Genomic DNA, 21,363 nt, shown 5'->3' on the forward strand with positions numbered 1-21,363 from the left:
ACGACGAACATGGACGCTGCAGAAAACCTTCCGCAGCGTCCAGTCGCGCTCAGGTCTAGAGCTGCATCACCGGGCGCTGCGTCGGATCGACCGGCCGCCACTTCGAGCTGTCGACATGCGCCCCGCAGACGGCCTTGGCGGCGGTCGCCATCGAGGGGAAGGCGATGTCGACGGTGATCCGCATGCGATCTATGGCTCCCGGGATCGGCGTCAGCACGCCGGCCTCGAACAAGGCGGCTCGACGCGCCCGGGTCACCGGGCTCGCGCTCGGATTGGTGGCGATGCGGAAATCCGAGCCGGCGGCCACGACAAATCGGTCGTTGGCGGGATAGCCGCGCGCCCAGATCGTCTCATCATAACGCAACTCGAACTCCGCGCCGCCAGGCGACAGGTGCACGTCGATCTCCATCGGGCCGCTCTCTACATCGTCAGCCGCCTCCGGCGACAGCACCGGCGCGTCCACCTGTGGCATGCCGCCCGGCGGCGGTTCGAAGGCGGTCAAGCCGGCATCGAACAGCAAGCGCTGTGCGTCTTCGAGCATGCGCTCATGCAGCGGCAGGTCCAGCGGATCGATCTCGGGCATCCGTGGCGGGCTGCCCGCGACCACTTTCATGACGCCGCAGCGATCGGCCGCATGCGTCAGCCAGAACTGCAGGTAGGCTGCGGTCTCTTTCGTGAAGCGCACCTCCTTCGAGGTCCCGCGCACCACCACCACCTGGCGGGCCCACGCCTTCTGCGGATCGGCAAGGTGTTCACCGAGCCGCCGGCTGAAGCAGTTCGTCTCGCCGAGATAGATCGGAACGTTGCCGTCCTGAACGTCGCCGGTCATGGCATAAAAGGCCGGGCAGGCGAGCTCGCTCGCCACGAGCTTGGGGCCGAGGCTCATCGGGAACACCAGAACTTTGACATGGGCGGCGCGGTCGATGATCTCGCGAACGTCGGCAACACCTCCATACGGGCGGTGCACATGGCTCGTGGTGCGCGTGCTGATGAGCGGCTTGTCCTTGAAGTAAGACATGTTGAAGATCTCCGGTTCGATCGAATGTCCGTTGAAATCCGAACGGCAGCAGTCCCCAACACCTTGCGTGCCGAGAAGCTGTGCCGTTCGGAAAGCTCGATGGGGGGCGAGGCTAGTGGATCGCGATCCACGACAGCGAAACGCCGCCATCCACGCGCGTCAGGCGGCCCGACGAGCTCATGAGCTCCGAGTGCGCAAGGCGCGACCGGACAGCCATCTGGGAGGGAACAAGAAGATCAAAAGAGAAATTCGCCGACGAATCGGCAATATACTGGCCGATAGCCATTGGTAGACTCCTGGTTAGTCTGCTGTGGTTAGGTCGCCGTCCGATCTGAACCATCGGCGGCGGCCGCCCTTGCGGTTATGCGTAGGCCGGACAAACATAGAACAAAATGTGGCCGGCGCAAAGTCCAAATATTTATCGATTTTCCCGAAATTCGCCCCGGGCGATTTTCTCTCCAATTGTGCAGCTCGCTTGACAAGGCGACAACCTCGCTACCAGCCGGCCTGGGGATGGCGGAATGCTGCTCAGAGATATCTTTGCTCCCAGTTTGATAGTAAAGACCGCGAACGAAAGTTTGAGGGCCATCCGTCGTTATCTCAATAGGCGCGACGACTCTAATCAGTCGATCGACCGGTCGCGCACGCAGCAGGCGCGGTAAATTCTATTGAGGCAGGCGGATGATGCTAATGTCCTCTCCGCAACTTTATCTGTGACATTTTTCCGGTGCGCAGCGCTCGAGGGGGACATCGCTACCCAGCGTTGGCCTTTAGGGCCGCGGCCTGGATGCCCGCCACCGCACAAGCTTCGTCATTGTCGGACGTGTCGCCCGACACACCCACCGCGCCGAGCAGGGTCGTGCCGTCCATGATCAGCACGCCGCCGGGGACCGGCACCAGCGCGCCCTTGGCAATCGTGTTCACGGAATCAATGAAATAGGCCTGCTCCTGCGCGCGCTGGAAGAGAGCGCGCGAGCCCATGCCCAATGCGAGTGCGCCATAGGCCTTGCCGTGCGCGATCTCGGCGCGCATCAGGCTGGTGCCGTCCTGCGCCGCGGCGATCTTGAGCACCCCGCGGGCGTCGAGGATGGTGACCACCAGCGGCTTCAGCTTCAGCTCGGTGGATTTCGCGAAGGCGGCGTCGAGGATCTTGCGGGCGGTGTCGAGGGTGAGGTCAGCCATGGCTGGGTTCCTTTGCAAGGGGAGGGGTTGTGGATTGCGTTTTGGCACGATCGAGGCTCAGCGCCAGCACGCGCGCGACGTGAAGCGCCTCGCGCTCGGCGCCGTCGTGGATCTGGTGCCGACAGGAGGTGCCGTCGGCGACGACGAGCGTATTCTGGTCCGCGCGCCGCACGGCGGGTAGCAGCGAGAGCTCGGCCATCTCGATCGAGGCATCGTAGGTGTCCGCGCCATAACCGAAGGCGCCGGCCATGCCGCAGCAGCTCGACTCGATGGTCTCGACCTCGAGGCTGGGAATGAGGCGCAGCACCTGCTCGACCGGCTTGAACGCGCCGAAGGATTTTTGATGGCAATGGCCGTGCACCATTGCTTTGTCGGCGACGGTGCCGAGTGGCAGTTGCAGCCGGCCGGCCTCGGCCTCGCGCACCAGGAATTCCTCGAAGGTCAGCGCGTGGGCGCCAACGGCCTTGGCGTCGGCGTCCTTGCGCAGCGAGGCGAGCTCGTCGCGCAGCGTCAAGAGGCAGCTTGGCTCGAGGCCGACGATCGGCACGCCACGCGCGGCGAAGGGCGCGAACGCGGCGACGAGGCGGTCGAGCTCGGACTTGGCTTCGTCAACGAGACCGGCTGAGAGGAAAGTACGGCCGCAGCACAGCGGGCCGTTGCCGCTCAATGGCTTCGGCAGATGCACGCGATAGCCGCCGGCCGCGAGCACGCGCAGCGCGGCGTCGAGATTTTCGCGCTCATAGATGCGGTTGAATGTATCGGCGAACAGCACGACCTCGCGGCCAGTCTCCGGCCCGACCGCTTCGGCAGGCGGCGCGAACACGTCGCTGCGGAAGGCGGGCAGCGCCCGCCGCGCGCTGATGCCGGCAAAACGCTCGAACAGCCTTCGCAGCAGCGGGCTGCGGTTGCGCAAATTCGCCAGCGGCGCGAAGCGCGACGCGAGGCCGGCATAGCGTGGGAGGTAGCCGACCAGGCGGTCGCGCAAGGTCGGGCCATGCGAGGCCGCGCGCGCGGCGAGCACCTCGATCTTCATCTTGGCCATGTCGACGCCGGTTGGGCATTCGTGGCGGCAGGCTTTGCAGGATACGCAAAGCTTCAGCGTCTCCATCATCTCGTCGGAGGAGAGCGCGCCCGCGCCGAGCTGGCCGGAGATCGCGAGCCGCAGCGTGTTGGCGCGCCCTCGCGTCGCGTCCTTCTCGTTGCGCGTCGCGCGATAGGACGGGCACATCACGCCGCCCTCGAGCTTGCGGCAGGCGCCGTTGTTGTTGCACATCTCGACCGCGCCCTGAAAGCCGCCGCCGGCCCCGGGATAAGCCGACCAGTCGAGTTTTGTCTTGAGCTCAGCGACGCGATACTCAGGCTTGAAGCGGAATAGCGAACGATCGTCCATCTTCGGTGAGTCGACGATCTTGCCGGGGTTTAGCACGCCCTCGGGATCAAAGCGCTGCTTCACTTCCCGGAAGTCGGCGACCAGGCGCTCGCCGAACATCGTGGTGTGGAACTCCGAGCGCACCAGGCCGTCGCCGTGCTCGCCGGAATGCGAGCCCTTGTACTCGCGCACCAGTTCGAAGGCTTCCTCGGCGATGGCCCGCATCGCCTTGACGTCCTGCTCCAGTTTCAAATTCAGCACGGGTCGTACATGCAGGCAGCCTTCGGAGGCGTGAGCATACATCGTGCCGCTGGTGCCGTGCTTTGCGAACACCTCGCTCAGCCGCGCGGTGTAGTCGGCGAGATGCGGCAGCGGCACGGCGCAGTCCTCGACGAAGGAGACGGGCTTTCCTTCCTGCTTCATCGACATCATGACGTTGAGGCCGGCGGCGCGGAAATCGGCGATCCCGCTCTGCAGCGCGGGCTCGGTGATTTCCACCACGCCGCCCCATTTGCGCTTGTCGTTATTCCAGCCGAAGCCGAGATCGCCCATCAGCTCGCCGAGCTGCTTCAGGCGCACGAGGTTGTCCGCCTGGTCCTCCTCGGCGAACTCGACCACGAGCACCGCATCCGGATCGCCCTTGATCGCGGCGGAGATGATCGGCCGGAACATCGCGATGTCGCGGCCGAGCGCGAGCATGGTGCGGTCGACCAGCTCGACCGCGATCGGCTTCAGCTTGACCAGATGCTGGGCCGCGTCCATCGCCTCGTAAAAACTGCCGAAATGGCAGATGCCGAGCGCCTTGTTGCGGATCACGGGCCACAGCTTCAGCTCGACCTTGGTGGTGAAAGCGAGAGTGCCCTCGGAGCCGACGAGAAGGTGCGCCATGTTGTTGCGGGCATTGCGCGGCACCAGCGCATCGAGATTGTAGCCGCCGACACGGCGCTGCACTTTTGGAAAGCGCGCGGCGATCTCCCCGGCCTCGCGGGCGCCGAGATCGAGCATGTCGCGGACCAGGGCACGCGCGCTGTCGTTCGCATCGAGATCGGAAAGATCGCGCGACACCTCGCCGTAATGGCTCAGCGTGCCGTCGGCAAGCGCGGCCTCCATCGACAGCGTGTTGTCGCGCATGGTGCCGTAGCGCAGGCTGCGGCCGCCGCAGGAATTGTTGCCGGCCATGCCGCCGATGGTGGCGCGCGAGGCCGTGGAGACATCGACCGGAAACCAGAGGCCGTGTTTCTTCAGCTGGCGGTTGAGGTGGTCGAGCACGATGCCCGGCTCGACCACGCAGGTGCGTCCTTCGACGTCGAGCGACAGGATCCGGTTCAGGTGCTTGGAGAGATCGACCACGAGGCCGTCATTGACGGTCTGGCCGCATTGCGAGGTTCCGCCGCCGCGCGGGTCACCTTCAGTCCCTCGTCGCGCGCGATCGCCAGCGCCCGCAAGGCCTCGTCCATGGTGCGCGGCACCACCACGCCGTAGGGCATGATCTGGTAGAAGGAAGCGTCGGTGGCGTAGCGGCCGCGGCTGAAAGCGTCGAACAGGACGTCGCCGGTCACGTCCCGGGCCAGGCGTGCCGCGAGGCCGTCCTTTTTGGCCGATTCCTGTGATTTCCCGGGCACTTCCGCCGCCATGGTCCGCTCTTGCCTGTTCGCCGCCCCCGTCTTGCCTCCGGTCACGGCCCTTGGCAAGGCGAGCCCTGCTTCTTGTGCATTGACGGACCCCGCCCGGCGAGGGACAAGCCCGGCGAATAGTGATATTCGAGCGGCTCGCGCAGCCCCTTGAGGCCAGATGGCTCCAAGTCAAGCTGGGCTCGAAGCCAAGACAGACTCAAGAGACAGACGCAAAAGACAGACTCAAAGACCGGGAAGGACGCCGATGACCGTGCATACTGGAAGGCATTTTCTCCAGATTCCAGGACCGACCAACGTGCCCGACCGGGTGCTGCGGGCGATGGACATGCCGACGCTGGACCATCGCGGTCCGGAGTTCGCCGAACTCGGTTTCGCCGTCCTCGCCGGCATGCAGCGGGTGTTCCGCACCAAGCAGCCCGTGATCATCTTCCCCTCGTCCGGCACCGGTGCCTGGGAAGCCGCGATGGTCAACGTGCTCGCGCCCGGTGACAAGGTGCTGATGTGCGAGACCGGCCAGTTCGCCGTGCTGTGGCGCGGCATCGCCGACAAGTTCAAGCTCGACGTCGACTTCATCCCGAGCGATTGGCGCCATGGTGCCGATCTCGCCGAGATCGAGAAGCGCCTTACCGCCGACAAGCAGCACACCATCAAGGCGGTCTGCGTCGTCCACAACGAGACCTCGACCGGCTGCGTGACGCCGCCGCTCGACGTGCGCAAGCTGCTCGACCGGGTCAAGCATCCGGCGCTGCTGATGGTCGACACCATCTCCGGCCTCGGCTCGATCGAGTATGAGCACGATGCCTGGGGCATCGACGTCTCGGTCGCCGGCTCGCAGAAGGGCCTGATGCTGCCGCCGGGCCTCGGCTTCAACGCCGTCTCGGAGAAGGCGCTCGCGGTGGCCAAGGCCAACCCCGGCATGCGCTCCTATTGGGACTGGCAGGAGGTCATCGGCTTCAACAAGCTCGGCACCTTCCCCTATACGCCCGCCACCAATTTGCTCTACGGCCTGCGCGAGGCGATCAAGATGCTGGAAGAGGAGGGGCTCGAGAACGTCTGGACCCGCCACAAGCGCCACAGCGCGGCGACGCGCGCCGCGATCAAGGTCTGGGGCCTGGAGACGCAGTGCGCCGATCCTGCCGCGCATTCGCCGGCGCTGACCGGCGTGCGCGTGCCTGATGGCCATGACGCCGATGCCTTCCGCAAGGTGGTGCTGGAAAATTTCGACATGTCGCTCGGCACCGGCCTGAACAAGGTCAAGGGCAAGGTGTTCCGCATCGGCCATATCGGCCATTTCAACGATCTGATGCTGATGGGCACGCTCGCGGGCGTCGAGATGGGCCTCGATCTTGCAAAGATCCCGCACCGGAGCGGCGGGGTGTTGGCGGCCATGGACGTCCTGAAGGGACGCGACGTGGTGCCGATGACCAAGGCTCAGGTGGCTTAGAGGCTCAGGTGGCCTGAAGGCTCAGCTTGCCTGAGCCAACTTAGAGAAAAGAGAGCGCGCGATGAACGCACCGACGACCGCCAACGAAGACCTGCTCTACTCCGTCACGGACGGCATCGCGCGGATTACCTTCAACCGCCCGCAGGCGCGCAACGCACTGACGTTCGCCATGTACGAGCGCATGGCGGAGATCTGCCAGGAGATCAACGCCGACCGCTCGATCAAGGCGCTGATCCTGACCGGCACCGGCGACAAGGCGTTTGCCTCCGGCACCGACATTTCTCAGTTCCGTGCGTTCAAAACCGCGCAGGATGCGCTCGACTATGAGGCCCGCATCGACCGCGTGCTCGGCACGCTCGAGCAGTGCCGCGTGCCCGTGATTGCGGCGATCGCGGGGGCATGCACTGGCGGCGGCGCGGGAATTGCGGCGTGCTGCGACCTCCGCATCGGGACTGAAACGACGCGCATCGGGTTTCCGATCGCGCGCACGCTCGGCAACTGCCTGTCGATGTCGAACATCAGCCGCGTCGTCTCGCTGGTCGGCCCCGCCCGCACCAAGGATCTGATCTTCAAGGCGCGCCTCGTCGAGGCGCCGGAAGCACTGGCGCTCGGCCTCCTCAACGAAATCGTTCCCGACGTCGAGACGCTGCAGCGCCGCGCCGACGAGACCGCCAGGCTCGTGGCGAGCCATGCCCCGCTGACGCTTGAAGCGACCAAGGAGGCAGTGCGCCGCATCCGCCGCACGCTGTCGCGCGAAGAGGGCGAGGATCTGATCCTCAAGGCCTATATGAGCGAAGATTTCCGCGAGGGAATGGACGCCTTCCTCAACAAGCGCACACCGAGCTGGAAGGGCAAGTAGCGCATCTGCGGCTTGGCTTCGTCAGCCGAAAGTCATAGGCAGCGGGATACCCGCGTGCTTGAACTCGCTCGCATTAGTCCGCACAATGCGTCGAGAAGCAAAGCTAATAATCCAGGGGACGAAACTCGTGCGAATTCTTCTGAAAGCTGTCGGCGTTGCAGCGTCGCTATCGTTGAGCACGGCGGCCTTTGCCGGCTGGGAGCCGACCAAGCCGGTCGAGATCGTGGTCGCGGCGGGCGCGGGTGGCGCCTCCGACCAGATGGCGCGGATGATGCAGGCCGCCATCCAGAAGAACAATTTGATGAAGCAGCCGATTGTGGTCTCGCTCAAGGGCGGGGCTTCCGGCGCGGAAGCACTGATGTACATGAAGTCCAGCGAGGGCGACCCCAACAAGGTGCTGATCGCCTATTCGCTGATCTACATGCTGCCGCTGTCGGCGAAGATCCCGTTCAACTGGCGTGAGTTGACCCCGGTTTCGGTGATCGCGCTCGACCAGTTCGTGCTGTGGGACAACAGCGCGGGTCCCAAGACGGTGAAGGAGTTCGTCGCAGCCGCAAAGGCGGCAGCCGCGCCGTTCAAGATGGGCGGCACCGGCTCCAAGCGCGAGGATCACGTGCTGACCGTGTTCCTCGAGCAGAAGACCGGCGCGAAATTCTCCTATCTGCCCTACAAGTCCGGCGGCGAGGCCGCGACCCAGCTCGTCGGCAACCACACCGAATCCAACGTCAACAATCCATCCGAAAATCTCGAAGTCTGGCGCGCGGGCCAGGTGCGTCCGCTCTGCGTGTTCGACAAGGAGCGAATCTCCTACACCAGCAAGGTGACGGAGACGCAATCCTGGGCCGACATCCCGACCTGCAAGGAGGAGGGCGTCGATGTGCAGTATCTGATGCTGCGCGCGATGTTCCTGCCCGGCAAGGTCACCGCTGAGCAGCAGGCGTTCTATGTCGAGCTGTTCCACAAGGTGACGCAGACCGCGGAATACAAGGACTACATGGAAAAGCAGGCGCTGAAGCCGATCTTCCTCACCGGCAAGGACATGGTGCAATTCCTCGAGGAGGACGATGCAGTCAACAAGTCGCTGATGACGGAAGCCGGATTCGTCGCGAAGTAGCCGCCTCTTCTCCCCCGCCCCGTTCTTGCGGGGGCGCGACGAGCTTCGCTCGCGCTGGGAGGGTTGGGTGAGGGCTCTCTCCGCGAGTCCAATCCTCACCGTCATCGCGGACACTCCCGCTCACCCCAACCTCTCCCCGCAAGCGGGGAGAGGGAGGAATTGAACTTACTCCGTCCCCAACGGCTCATGCCCCAAACCGATCTTGAAATCGTCGTCGACGATCCGACCGCGCCCGAAGACGACTCGCCTTCCGTCGTCTCCTCCGGCACGATCCAGATATTCGTCTGTCTCCTGCTGCTCGCGCTGGCCGCCACGCTCGGCTACGACAATTGGCGCACCGGCGCCTCCTGGGATCTGACCGGGCCGGAGCCCGGCTATTTCCCGTTCTACCTCTCCGTCATTCTCGGTGGTGCCAGCCTCTACGGTCTGATCGTGGCGCTGGTCGCGCACCGCGGGGCACCCGACACCTTCGTCACGCGCGCGCAGGCCCGCCGCGTCATGGCGGTGTTCGTGCCGACGCTGCTGTTCTGCCTGGCGACGCAGTTTCTCGGCGTCTATGTCGCGAGCTTCCTCCTGATCGCCAGCTTCATGCGTCTCGTCGGCAAGATCGCGCTGTGGAAGTCGCTGCTCACCGCTGTCGTATTCACGGCGATCATGTTCGTTACCTTCGACGTCGCCTTCGACGTCATCATGCCGAAAGGGCCGCTCGAAGCGGCCTTCGGCCACTAAGGCGAGCCCGCGATGGAAGCTTTCGGCCTGTTGCTTCACGGCTTCGCCGTCCTGCTGACGTGGAAGACTCTCGTGCTGATGATGGTCGGGCTGGTGCTCGGCATCTTCGTCGGCGTCTTGCCCGGACTCGGCGGACCCAACGGCGTCGCGATCCTGTTGCCGCTCACCTTCACGATGGATCCGACCTCGGCGATCGTGATGCTGTCCTGCATCTATTGGGGCGCGCTGTTCGGCGGCGCGATCACCTCGATCCTGTTCAACATCCCCGGCGAAGCCTGGTCGGTCGCGACCACTTTCGACGGCTATCCGATGGCGCAGCAGGGCAGGGCGGCGGAGGCGCTGACGGCGGCGTTCACGTCCTCTTTCATCGGCTCGCTGGTCGCTGTGCTCCTGATCACCTTCCTCGCCCCGATGATCTCGTCCTTTGCCTTGAAGTTCGGCCCGCCCGAGTTCTTCGCGGTGTATCTGCTGACCTTTTGCTCCTTCGTCGGGCTGGGGCGCGAGGCCAAGCACAAGACGGTCATCTCGATGTCGCTGGGGCTGTTGCTCGCCGGCATCGGCATGGACACGGTGTCCGGCAATCTGCGCATGACCTTCGGCTCGTCCGAGCTGCTCCGCGGCATCAACTTCCTCGTCGCCGTCATCGGCCTGTTCGGCATCAGCGAGATCCTGCTGACGATGGAGGAGCGCCTGGCGCTGCGCGGACACGCGGCGAGCATTTCGTTGCGCGTCGTGCTGAGTGTGTGGAAGGACCTGCCGAAATACTGGGTGACGCTGCTGCGCTCCTCCTTCATCGGCTGCTGGCTCGGCATTACCCCGGGCGGCGCGATCGCGGCCTCCTTCATGGGCTACAACCTGGCAAAGCGTTTCTCCAAGGATCCCGAGAGTTTCGGCAAGGGCCGCATCGAGGGGGTGTTCGCGCCGGAGACGGCGGCGCATGCCTCCGGCACCGCGGCGCTGCTGCCGATGCTGGCGCTCGGCATTCCCGGCTCGGGCACCGCCGCGATCCTGCTCGGCGGGTTGATGGTGTGGGGGCTCAATCCGGGACCGCTGCTGTTTGTCGAGCACAAGGACTTCGTCTGGGGTCTGATCGCCTCGATGTATCTCGGCAACGTCGTCGGCCTCGTGCTGGTGCTGACGACGGTGCCGATCTTCGCCTCGATCCTGCGCGTGCCGTTCGCCGCGGTGGCGCCGATGATCGTGGTGTCCTGCGCGATCGGCGCTTATGCAATCCAGAACGCGATATTCGATATCTGGCTGATGCTCGGCTTCGGCGTCGTCGGCTACGTCTTCAAGAAGATCGGCATTCCGCTCGCACCGTTCACGCTGGCGCTCGTGCTCGGCAACCGCGCCGAGGATGCCTTCCGTCTGTCGATGATCGGCGCGGGCGGCGACCTCAAGGTGTTTTGGTCGAACGGCCTGGTGGGCTCGATCACAACCTTGGCGATCGTGCTGCTGTTTTGGCCTGTGATCGACGGCTTGCTCACCCGTGTCGGATTGACGCATCAGTCCAAGCAGGCGCCCAGCTAGGTAGAAGATATCCCCTGGATTCAGATACATAGGGGTGATGTCGCTCTAGGCTTGGGCGTTGCACGCCCCGATTGTTTCCGGTTGTTGCTGGCGCGGCACAGCCGTTGGGCGCTCCTCCGCGTATATTTTCATCATCAAATTGGGCGGAGGAATTGCCATGAAGCGGATTGTGATTGGAATGGCGGCGGCGATGTCGCTGTTTGCGACGGGCGCATTGGCTGCCGACCTAGGCGCGAGGCCATATGTCAAGGCTCCTGTCATGGTCGATCCGGTCTGGAGTTGGACCGGATTCTACGTCGGCGCCAATGGCGGCTACAGCTGGGGCCGCTCGCGCACCGACGTCTCCTACTTCAATTCGGCAACCGGTGCTGCGATCGTGCCGCCCGCCGGCTCCATCACCAATGCGTCGTTCGACATGAACGGTGCCATCGCCGGTGGCCAGGCTGGCTACAACTGGCAGAGCGCCAACTGGGTCTACGGCATCGAGGGCGACCTGCAATGGTCGGATGAAAAGGGCCGCGCCGGTTTCAATTGCGCTCCCACCGGACCTGCAGGAGGAACCTGTCTTCCGGGCCTTACCTTCCTTCCCGCCGGCGCCGCTGCCGGCACCTCGCTGACGATCGACCAACATCTTCAGTGGTTCGGTACGGTCCGCGGCCGCGTCGGCATCCTCGCGACGACGAAGGTGCTGTTCTACGGCACTGGCGGTCTGGCCTTTGGCGAGATCAAGACCACGGGCACGATGTCCGGCTTCACGCCCGCGGGTGTGGCGGTCGCCTCGATCGGCTCGAACTCGACGACGCGTGCCGGCTGGACCGCTGGCGTGGGCGTCGAAGGCAAGATCACCCAGAACTGGAGCGCCAAGCTCGAATATCTCTACATGGACCTCGGACGCTTCGGCTCTGGTCCGTTCACGCTGGCGCCGCTCTCCACGATCAGTGCCAACGTTTCGTCGCGCTTCACCGACCACATCCTGCGCGCCGGCATCAACTACCAGTTCGGTGGCCCGGTGGTCGCCCGGTACTAAGAAAAACAGAGGCGTCAACAAGAAGTAAAGCCCGGCTCACGCCGGGCTTTGTCGTTTCCGGCCTCGTTATTCGACCCCGCGTTGCCTGTTCATTGCTCCGCGAGTCGCCGGCCAACCTCTAACGAGGCACTCACACCACTTTGGCGTCCCTGAGCTTGGCGATCTCGTCCGCGCCGAAGCCGAACTCCTTCAGCACTTCGTTGGTCTGCTCGCCGAACTCCGGCGGCCGCGCCACCATCCTGCTCGGCGTGCGCGACAGCGTCATGGGCTGGCCGACCAGGCGGATCTCGCGCCCCTCGTCGTTGGGCACCTCCTGCGCGATGCCGAGATGCTTGACCTGCTCGTCTTCGAACATCTGGTCGATGGCGTAGATCGGCCCGCAGGGCACGCCGGCCTCGTTGAGTTCACGGACCCAGGTCTCGGTGGACTTCGTCAAGGTACGCTTCTCGATCTCAGCATTGAGTGCGTCGCGGTTCTTGGAGCGGGCCGGCGCGGTCAGATAGTCGGGATGGCTGTAGAGTTCCGGCGCGCCGATCCCCTGCGCGCAGCGCTCCCAGATCCGGCCGCCCGTGGTGGCGATGTTGATGTAGCCGTCCGAGGTCTTGAACACGCCGGTCGGAATGCTGGTCGGGTGGTTGTTGCCGGCCTGCTTGGCCACTTCCTTCTCCATCAGCCAGCGTGCGGCCTGGAAGTCGAGCATGAAGATCTGGGCCTGCAGCAGCGAGGTCTGCACCCACTGGCCCTTGCCCGAGACCTCGCGCTCCAGCAGCGCGGTGAGGATGCCCATGGCACAGAACAGACCGGCGGTGAGGTCGGCGACCGGAATGCCGACCCGCATCGGGCCTTCGCCCGGCGCGCCCGTGATTGACATCAGCCCGCCCATGCCTTGCGCGATCTGATCGAAGCCCGGCCGCTTGTGGTAGGGCCCGTCCTGGCCGAAGCCCGAGATGCTGCCGTAGACGATACGCGGGTTGATCTTGGCGAGGCCCTCATAATCGATGCCGAGCTTCTTCTTCACGTCGGGGCGGAAATTCTCCACCACGACATCGGCCTTGGCGGCGAGGCGCTTGAACACGGCGAGCCCGCGCTCGTCCTTCAGGTTCAAGGTCATCGCCCGCTTGTTGCGGTGCAAATTCTGGAAGTCCGAGCCCCGCCGCGGTCCGCCTGGCTGCTCGCCGCCGGCATCCTCGGTGAGCGCGTCGATCTTGATCACGTTCGCGCCCCAATCCGCGAGCTGCCGCACGCAGGTGGGCCCGGACCGGACGCGGGTCAGATCGAGCACGGTGAAGCGTGACAGGGCTTCCGAGGCATGCGGAAAGGGCATCGTGATGGGCTCCGGGGCAGATTGCGGGCCTACCATAGTGCCGAAAGACCATGCGGCAAGACATCACGCGGCAGGTCAGGGCCGCGCGGATGCCGCCTTTCGAAATGCAATGCCTGAGGGGCGCCCGCGCAGGATCAGCGCGCCAGCTGTTTCAGCGCGGCGCGCGCCTGCTCGGCCAGCGGGTCATCGCCGTGGCGCGCAATGAACAGCTCGAACGCCTCCCGCGTTCCCTTGCGACGGGCGGATTCGTACTCCTCCGCGACCGCAGCCGAGGGGTCGCGGGCCATTGGAACGGAGGGCGCGCGCCCCGCTGTGCCGCCATGCCTGGCGCTTTCCTTGCTGCTCTCATCCGCATTGGCTTTGCCGACCATGACAGGCAGTCCTCCGAGGGGCAGATGGCCCGGCCCGGCGAGCGCCACCAGGGCGCCGAACAGACCGGCCGAAAGGGAACGTCGTTTCATGATTTCACTCGCAACACGGCAGCTGGTCGGAACCGGGGCCCTTGTCCTGGACCGTATCACTACGTGATTTCATGGCTAACACGGCCTTATGAAAGGAGTCCGCACCGGCTCGCCAAAATTAAACCAAACGTTTAGCTCTCAAGCTAGAATCACCTGTCCGCGCCCCGAATCGAATGGGGTTTGCCGCTTTCGGAGATCCCCTTGGCTACCGCAGTCACCGTCAGTGCCACCAACAACGCCGAGATCGACGGCCTGCTGTCAGGCTATAAATGGACCGGCACGATCACCTACAGCTTTCCGGACGCTGCAAGCGACTACGTTAGTCCCTACAGCGGCGGCAGCAGTGAGCCGACGACGTCGGGTTTTGCCTCGGCGCCGAGTCAAATGCAGGCGGCGATCAATTACGCGATTGGACTGATCCTCGGCTACACAAACGCCAACATCCAGTATGCCGGGACGAACGGCGCCGACATCATGGTCGCGCAGTCGCCAGCGGCCAATCCGACATCCTACGCCTACTACCCCGGCAACTACGCGCCCGGCGGCGATATCTGGTTCGGAACCGCCTACAACTATTCGCAGGCGGCGCTCGGCAATTACTATTTTACGACTGCGTTGCACGAGCTCGGACACGCCTTTGGCCTGAAGCACAGTCAGGAAGCCGGCGGCCCCGCCAATGTCGCGGTGCCGAGCGCGCATGACGACAGCGAATACACCGTCATGAGCTATCGCAGCTATGTCGGCGCTTCGACCACGAGCGGCTACACCAATGAAGCCTTTGGATATCCGCAGACCTATATGGCCAACGATATCCTCGCGCTGCAGACGATGTACGGTGCGGACTACACCACTCAGGCCGGGACCACCGTTTATACATGGAGCCCGACCACCGGGCAGGAGTTCATCAACGGCGTTGGCCAGCCGGCCGACAATGGCGGTGCCGGTGGCTCGGCCAATCGCATCTACGAGACGATCTGGGATGGTGGCGGCGTCGATACCTACGACCTGTCGAACTACACGACGAACCTGAGCATCAATCTCAATCCAGGTGCGTCGTCCGTGTTCTCGTCGGTTCAACTGGCCAATCTCGGAAACGGCCATTACGCGTCGGGCAACGTCTACAATGCTTATCTCTATAACGGGGACGCGCGGTCCTACATCGACAACGCCACTGGAGGGTCCGGCAACGACACCATCATCGGCAATGCCATCGCCAACACGCTGAACGGCGGCGGCGGCAACGATACGATCACCGGCGGCGGCGGTAACGACACCATCAACGGCGGCTCGGGCACCGATACGGCGGTGTATTCGGGGAACCAGGCCAATTACGCCATTTCGTACAATTCGGGCACTCAAACCTTCACTGTCAGCGACCAGCGCTCGGGCTCGCCGGATGGTACTGATACAATAACAGGCGTCGAGTATTTGCAGTTCCTCGATGGGAGGACGGCAAGTTCGTCTTTTATGACACCGCTCGTACTCGAGTCGCTTGGCTCCACGAGCCTGGTGCTGCTGGGTGACAATTTCCATCTCAATCCCGTTGCCGGGGGCACCGGGCCGATATTGATGTTTGGCGCCACTCCGCTTTCAGCAGCGTCGCTGGGAGGCTGGGGGGTGATCGGCGCCGAGCAGACCAGTAGCGGTTATGAGGTTGCATTGCATTCGCTGAACAGCGATCAGTACACCGTCTGGACCACCGACAATGGCGGCAACGTGGTCGGCAATGGCACGGGCGGGATTGTCTCGGGCGCCAGCTCGGCGCTGCAGTCGCTGGAGCCGAGTTTCCACCAGGACCTCAACGGGGATGGAGTGATCGGAAGTCCGAGCCACGTGATCGAGTCACTTGGTTCGACGAGCCTGGTGCAGGTTGGTGACAATTTCCATCTCAATCCCGTTGCAGGGGGCACCGGGCCGACATTGATGTTCGGCGCCACTCCGCTTTCAGCAGCGTCGCTGGGGGGCTGGGGGGTGATCGGCGCCGAGCAGACCAGTAGCGGTTATGAGGTTGCATTGCATTCGCTAAGCGGCGACCAATACACGGTCTGGACCACCGACAATGGCGGCAACGTGGTCGGCAACGGCACGGGCGGAATTGTCTCGGGCGCCAGCTCGGCGCTGCAGTCGCTGGAGTCGAGTTTCCATCAGGACCTCAACGGGGATGGAGTGATCGGAAGCCCGGGCCGGGTAATCGAGTCGCTTGGTTCGACAAGCCTGGTGCTGCTGGGTGACAATTTTTATCTCAATCCCGTTGCCGGGGGCACCGGGCCGATATTGATGTTTGGCGCCACTCCGCTTTCAGCAGCGTCGCTGGGAGGCTGGGGGGTGATCGGCGCCGAGCAGACCAGTAGCGGTTATGAGGTTGCATTGCATTCGCTGAACAGCGATCAGTACACCGTCTGGACCACCGACAATGGCGGCAACGTGGTCGGCAATGGCACGGGCGGGATTGTCTCGGGCGCCAGCTCGGCGCTGCAGTCGCTGGAGCCGAGTTTCCACCAGGACCTCAACGGGGATGGAGTGATCGGAAGTCCGAGCCACGTGATCGAGTCACTTGGTTCGACGAGCCTGGTGCAGGTTGGTGACAATTTCCATCTCAATCCCGTTGCAGGGGGCACCGGGCCGACATTGATGTTCGGCGCCACTCCGCTTTCAGCAGCGTCGCTGGGGGGCTGGGGGGTGATCGGCGCCGAACAGACCAGTAGCGGTTATGAGGTTGCATTGCATTCGCTGAGCAGCGACCAATACACGGTCTGGACCACCGACAATGGCGGCAACGTGGTCGGCAACGGCACGGGCGGAATTGTCTCGGGCGCCAGCTCGGCGCTGCAGTCGCTGGAGTCGAGTTTCCATCAGGACCTCAACGGGGATGGCCACATCGGTTTTGTTACGGCCGCTCCAACGCTGTCCGCGACCGCACTCGATCCTGTGACGGGCTACCTGTTGGTTTGACGGCGCAGGGAACGGGCTGAGCCCGCTTCCGCCCAACCGGCATCCACATTGGCTGTCTGGGCTGCTAGGTCGCTCTTTTCCGAAGAGGAATGCGGCTTCAATCCGGAGAGCGATCACGCTGATTTTAACCGTCGTCATTCGGCGCTCGCCGCAATATAGCCTTCAGCCCTCCTAATAGCCTCGACGATACTGCAGCCCCTCTTGGAATCGGCGCGGCACCGTTCCGGTCGGATAGCATTGTCCGTCTCGGATATCGACGTCTCCGCCATCGCCGCATGGGACAGGATATCGACCCCCGCCATAGCCTCGACCGCCGCGATAGTAGCCCTGCAGCGCCTGCTGCTCTTGAGGCGGAAGGTAGCCGTTCGGATAGCACCAGCCATCGCGCGCACTCACGTCCCAGCCACGCCCGCACGGCGGGGGATGCCTCGGAACACCATACTGAACTTGCTGAACGGACGGAGGCACATCGACCGCCGGCATGGCGCGGCCTGCCATCAGTCCAACTGCGAGAACAGTAACGATCATTGGACACCTCCACCTGAGTAAGAATGGTAGCGAGAGGATGAACACGACGTGAATGGGATTCGGCGCGCAGAGAGCAAGCGATCGCAACCGGAGGGCGTGCGCAAGAAGTCTCGGTTGCTCCGTACCGTGACCCTGGAGTGCTCGATCTTCTCGGCCATGCGCCGGCCGCCATCGCGCGCCTCCGCCGCATCCCCGGTCAAAAAGATCGCTCCGCCGCCACCCAAGCTGGTCGAGGCGGCGCCGCCGCTACTGCTGGTCGCCGCGGTGGTCGGGCAGGGCGATGCTATCGCGATTTTCCTCAACCGTATCGACAGAGGGGCGTGCGGCTGCGACAGGGCGAGTCCCTCGGCGGCTGGTCGCCGACCTCGGTGCAGCCGCTCGAGGTGACGCTCAAGCAGAAGTCAGGTGCTGGCGCTGCAGCGGTCGGATGCAGCGGCCGCTCCCGCGCTCTGCCCGGATCGCGGCTGATTCTGCGAGTGTTGAGGCAAGCTCGCCATGCCGGCGACGAGCGGATCGTCGTCCGTCCCCTTTCGCGCTCGCACATCGCCAAGGAAAGGCGAGTCGGACGAACTCTGAGCACCGCTTCCCGCGATCAAGCCGCATACGTCCTGATCGGTCCCGGGAGGCCTGCTGGGCTTGCGTGAGCGGTCGAAAGGGCCCCGCGCAGTGGGGCCGCTGCCGCCTCTTTCGGCTATCGACTTTAGTTGTGCTGACTGCTAGCCCGAATTCGCGATCCTTATAGGAACCCTGATCGGTGAGTGGCGGAGGCTCGAGGTGAAGGCCGGGTGGTTGGCATGGCGTTGAGACAAAAACCGCCCGATTTGCTGGGGAACTCGGCGTGGAATGCGATAGCCTTCCTTGTGGCCGTGGTGCTGAATCTGGCGGTCCTGCCTTTCGTAATCACCCATCTCGGCCTCGCGGCATTCGGTGTCGCGGGTCTTGTCACCGCATGCATTGCGCCAGCATTGGTGTTCAGCAACGCGCTCGGACTATCGACGTCGCGCGAGCTTGCACAGCAACTGGAGCCATCCGACCGCGACGACGCGCGACGCCTGTTCGCGACCGCGGTCATGCTCGCGGTCGGCGCGGGCGGGCCGATCGCCATTTTCCTTTTGGTGGCCGGGGCTCCGCTCGCGCGTCTCGGATTTCATCTGGCCGGTCCGGCCGCCGAGGATCTCGCGCTGGCGTTTGTGTTGGCCGGTATCGGCTGGTTATGCCAATGTCTATCGGCCGTCTTCATTTCGTTGTTCACCGCGCGGCAAGACTATCGCCGGATCGCCTCGATCGGCATCGTCAGCACCGTGGTCTCGACTCTTTCGATGCTCCTCCTGATCCCCGCCGCGCCCTACGCATCGACATTCCTGGGTTGCCAGGCGCTGGGGTTGGCGATCGGCCTGTTGCTGGCGCTGGCTTGGTGTCGCGGCCAAATGCGTCAGTGGCTGGCGCCTCCAGCATTGCATCGCGAGGCGCTCGGCAGGCTGGTTCGGTTGGGCGGATGGCAGGTTGCCGCACAGGGCGGTGCGCTGCTTGCGGGGCAGGCCGATCGATATCTGCTTGGCGCGCTGCTGCTACCGCAGTTCGTCGGCTTCTACGGCGTTGCGCAGCGCCTGCAGGAGGCGACCTATATCGGTATCCTGAAGGTCGGCGAGATCCTGTTTCCCTTCTTCAGCACGCTGCAAGGGGAGAGCGAGGACCGCAAAGTCGATCTGCTGTTCCGATCGTCGTGGATTCTCAACGTCCTCGCCGCAAGCGCGCTCGGCGGGTTGATCCCGGTGGCCGGTCCGCTGCTGCATGTTTGGACCGGCGCCGGGGTCGCGGGCGAGGCTGCACAGGTTCTCGTCGTCCTGTCGATCGCCGGGATCCTCGGATCGAGCGCGAACGTGTTCGGCTTTTACTTGCTGGCGCACGGGCAGTCGCGCTCCAACGCGCTCATCGCCTTGATCACGGGTGTCGTCACACTCGTGACCAGCGCCATCGCGTTGCCTCGCTTCGGATGGCAGGCCGCAGGCTGGAGCGCGTGTGCCGGAATGGTCGCGCAGATGGCGACGATTGTCTTCCTAGTGCGCCGTAGTTTTGACGTCGCCGGCATGTGGTCGCGCATCGTGCATTGCGTGCTGATGCCGCTTGGCATCGGGATCGCGACGGCGCTGGCGGTGCGATATGGTCTCGACCGCGCGCCATTCCAACCCGCGCCGTCCTGGTGGTCGGTGGGAGCTGTTTCATCGGTGACGGCCGCGATCATTTTCGCAATCGCGGTTGCGGCGTCGCAATTGGGTCCGTATCGAAGGGCTTGCCGGCAGGATATTCGTTCGATCGTCGGTCGCTTCTTGCCCCTCAAGGCTGTCTAGGACATGTGCGGAATCGCAGGCATCGTAAATCTGGGTGGCAATGCGGTCGAACCGGCAGACATCTCGCGGCTGACCAGCCTGATCGCGCATCGCGGTCCGTTCGGCGAGGGTACCTGGTTCAGCGCGGACCGAAGCCTCGCATTCGGCCACCGCCGCCTGGCGATCATCGACCCCGGCGAGGGCGGCTATCAGCCGATGCTGTCCGGGGACGGCCGCCATGTGATCGTGTTCAACGGCGAGATCTACAACTTCCTCGAGCTTCGCCGCGAGCTCGAGGCGCAGGGCGCGGTGTTCCGCAGCCAATCCGATACCGAAGTGATCCTGGCCGCCTGGCAGGCCTGGCGGGAAGACATGCTGCCGCGGTTCAATGGCATGTGGGCCTTGGCGATCTTCGACACCAGCACTCGCGAGCTTTTCCTTGCGCGCGACCGCTTCGGCATCAAGCCGCTGCTCTATGCCGCGTCGCCGGAACGATTCATCTTCGCCTCCGAGCAGCGGGCGCTGGTGCGGAGCGGACTGATCGATACTTCCGTTGACATGGAGGTTGCACGCCGGCTGCTGCTCGATGCGTTCGGGATCGAAGGAAGCGCGCGGACCCTGTTTCGCCAGGTTCGCCGCCTGCAGGGCGGCCATTGCATGTGGCTTCGCCAAGGCAAGGTCAGTGTCAAGCGTTGGTGGCGGACCGTAGATCATCTACCCCCCGTGCCGGCCACCGAAGCCGAGCGTGTCGCGCGGTTTCGCGAACTGTTCCAGGATGCCGTGGCCCTGCGCATGCGCAGCGATGTCCCGATCGGAACATGCCTGTCGGGTGGCTTCGATTCGTCGGCCGTGATTTGCGCCATGGCCGCGCACGAGAAGGAAGGCATGGGGCCGCGCGACAGCATGGCATGGCGTCACGCCTTTGTTGCGACGTTCCCCGGCGCCTTGAACGACGAGAGGCCGATGGCCGAGGAGGCCGCCGCCTGGGCCAATGTCGCGCCTACTTTTCTTGAAATCGGACAGACCGATGCGCTGACGGATATCGATCAGATTCTCGACGATCTCGACGACGTCTACATCGCGTTGCCCAGCGCCGTTTGGTTGCTCTATCGGCAGTTGACGCGAAACAGCGTGACGGTGTCACTCGACGGTCACGGGGCCGACGAACTGATGGGCGCCTATTTGCAGGAAGGACGAGTGGGCGCATTCCGAATACGGAACGCGGCTGAGGACCTCGCGTCGCGTTCGAAACTGGCCCGGCGCTGTGTGGATGTCCTGCGTGCGTTGGCCCTCAAGCGGAAGGGCGTGTATTTTCTGCGCGGTGGCCTGCGCAAACTTCCCGCCCCGCTCCCGCTGATAGCGGAGGACGATGTGCTGCCGCGTGAATGGGGTGGCTTGAACAAGCGCCTCTATCGGATGTTTCACAGCACGGTGCTGCCCACCATCCTGCGCAACTTCGACCGGCTTTCGATGGCGCACGGCGTCGAGGTCCGCATGCCCTTCATGGATTGGCGGCTGGTGACTTATACGATGGCGCTTCCCGACAGCAGCAAGTCGGCAGACGGCTATACCAAGGCTGTTGCCCGGCGGGCGATGGCCAATTTGATGCCGGAGTCCATTCGCACCGCGCGCCGCAAGGTCGGCTTCAATTCGCCAATGCCGGAATGGTTGAACGGGCCGCTGGCCGGCTGGACGGCTGACCTGCTGGACAGGAACGTCCCGGCGTTCGCGGAACTGGTGGATGAAGCGGGTCTGCGCGCGGCGGTCAGCCGTTTGACGGCGTCGAAGTCCTGGGATTGGGAGTCGGTCGGGCGGATCTGGCCCTATCTTAATATGAAGTGGACTCTGGCAGGGTGCGTCTAGAA

The 21,363-nt window shown here is 64.2% G+C and carries 14 protein-coding genes and 1 pseudogene; 9 read left to right on the plus strand and 6 right to left on the minus strand.

What is annotated here, in order from left to right:
* Positions 1–55 precede the first annotated feature (55 nt).
* The 4 genes and pseudogenes from AB3L03_RS29770 to AB3L03_RS29785 all read right to left on the minus strand — a co-directional run bounded on the left by AB3L03_RS29770 (position 56) and on the right by AB3L03_RS29785 (position 5,203).
* The gene (locus AB3L03_RS29770) at positions 56–1,018 is read right to left on the minus strand and encodes a hypothetical protein (protein ID WP_247411850.1); all 963 of its coding nucleotides are present in this window, start codon (positions 1,016–1,018) and stop codon (positions 56–58) included.
* Between the two features lie 112 nt (positions 1,019–1,130).
* Positions 1,131–1,304, minus strand: a complete 174-nt coding sequence (locus tag AB3L03_RS29775; protein ID WP_247411853.1) for a hypothetical protein — start codon at positions 1,302–1,304, stop codon at positions 1,131–1,133.
* Positions 1,305–1,771: 467 nt separating this feature from the next.
* Positions 1,772–2,200 carry a heme-binding protein gene (locus AB3L03_RS29780; RefSeq protein WP_247411856.1) on the minus strand — a complete coding sequence of 143 codons (429 nt, stop codon included), beginning with the start codon at positions 2,198–2,200 and terminating at the stop codon, positions 1,772–1,774.
* Positions 2,193–5,203, minus strand: a pseudogene (locus AB3L03_RS29785) (FAD-binding and (Fe-S)-binding domain-containing protein). Before AB3L03_RS29785 ends, AB3L03_RS29780 begins: the two are co-directional and overlap by 8 nt.
* A 244-nt stretch (positions 5,204–5,447) precedes the next feature.
* On the opposite strand from AB3L03_RS29785, the gene AB3L03_RS29790 reads away from it, so the two are divergent.
* The 6 genes from AB3L03_RS29790 (at position 5,448) to AB3L03_RS29815 (ending at position 11,906) form a co-directional block, all read left to right on the plus strand.
* Positions 5,448–6,647, plus strand: a complete 1,200-nt coding sequence (locus AB3L03_RS29790) for an alanine--glyoxylate aminotransferase family protein (protein ID WP_368507530.1) — start codon at positions 5,448–5,450, stop codon at positions 6,645–6,647.
* Between the two features lie 61 nt (positions 6,648–6,708).
* A complete protein-coding gene (locus AB3L03_RS29795) occupies positions 6,709–7,506 on the plus strand; it encodes an enoyl-CoA hydratase/isomerase family protein (protein ID WP_018454748.1) in 798 nt (265 codons plus the stop codon).
* 127 nt (positions 7,507–7,633) lie between these two features.
* Entirely contained in the window at positions 7,634–8,620 is a 987-nt protein-coding gene (locus AB3L03_RS29800; RefSeq protein ID WP_368507531.1) for a Bug family tripartite tricarboxylate transporter substrate binding protein, read from the plus strand.
* A 186-nt stretch (positions 8,621–8,806) separates the two neighbouring features.
* A complete protein-coding gene (locus AB3L03_RS29805) occupies positions 8,807–9,349 on the plus strand; it encodes a tripartite tricarboxylate transporter TctB family protein (protein ID WP_368507532.1) in 543 nt (180 codons plus the stop codon).
* 12 nt (positions 9,350–9,361) lie between these two features.
* Positions 9,362–10,879, plus strand: coding sequence for a tripartite tricarboxylate transporter permease (locus tag AB3L03_RS29810; RefSeq protein ID WP_368507533.1), 1,518 nt, complete (start codon positions 9,362–9,364; stop codon positions 10,877–10,879).
* Between the two features lie 157 nt (positions 10,880–11,036).
* Positions 11,037–11,906 (plus strand): outer membrane protein, encoded by an 870-nt coding sequence (locus AB3L03_RS29815; RefSeq protein WP_368507534.1) that lies wholly within the window; start codon positions 11,037–11,039, stop codon positions 11,904–11,906.
* A gap of 130 nt (positions 11,907–12,036) precedes the next feature.
* On the opposite strand, the gene AB3L03_RS29820 is transcribed toward AB3L03_RS29815, so the two are convergent.
* Positions 12,037–13,230, minus strand: a complete 1,194-nt coding sequence (locus AB3L03_RS29820) for a CaiB/BaiF CoA transferase family protein (protein ID WP_368507535.1) — start codon at positions 13,228–13,230, stop codon at positions 12,037–12,039.
* A gap of 134 nt (positions 13,231–13,364) precedes the next feature.
* Positions 13,365–13,691 (minus strand): hypothetical protein, encoded by a 327-nt coding sequence (locus AB3L03_RS29825; protein ID WP_368507536.1) that lies wholly within the window; start codon positions 13,689–13,691, stop codon positions 13,365–13,367.
* A 201-nt stretch (positions 13,692–13,892) separates the two neighbouring features.
* Here AB3L03_RS29825 and AB3L03_RS29830 point away from each other — a divergent pair, with 201 nt between their 5' ends.
* The 3 genes from AB3L03_RS29830 to asnB all read left to right on the plus strand — a co-directional run bounded on the left by AB3L03_RS29830 (position 13,893) and on the right by asnB (position 21,361).
* Positions 13,893–16,643 (plus strand): M10 family metallopeptidase C-terminal domain-containing protein, encoded by a 2,751-nt coding sequence (locus tag AB3L03_RS29830; protein WP_368507537.1) that lies wholly within the window; start codon positions 13,893–13,895, stop codon positions 16,641–16,643.
* Between the two features lie 1,322 nt (positions 16,644–17,965).
* Entirely contained in the window at positions 17,966–19,519 is a 1,554-nt protein-coding gene (locus tag AB3L03_RS29835; RefSeq protein ID WP_368507538.1) for a lipopolysaccharide biosynthesis protein, read from the plus strand.
* A gap of 3 nt (positions 19,520–19,522) precedes the next feature.
* Positions 19,523–21,361, plus strand: a complete 1,839-nt coding sequence (gene asnB / locus AB3L03_RS29840) for an asparagine synthase (glutamine-hydrolyzing) (protein ID WP_368507539.1) — start codon at positions 19,523–19,525, stop codon at positions 21,359–21,361.
* Positions 21,362–21,363 lie beyond the last annotated feature (2 nt).

Source organism: Bradyrhizobium lupini (assembly GCF_040939785.1).
GTDB classification, from domain to species: Bacteria; Pseudomonadota; Alphaproteobacteria; order Rhizobiales; family Xanthobacteraceae; genus Bradyrhizobium; species Bradyrhizobium canariense_D.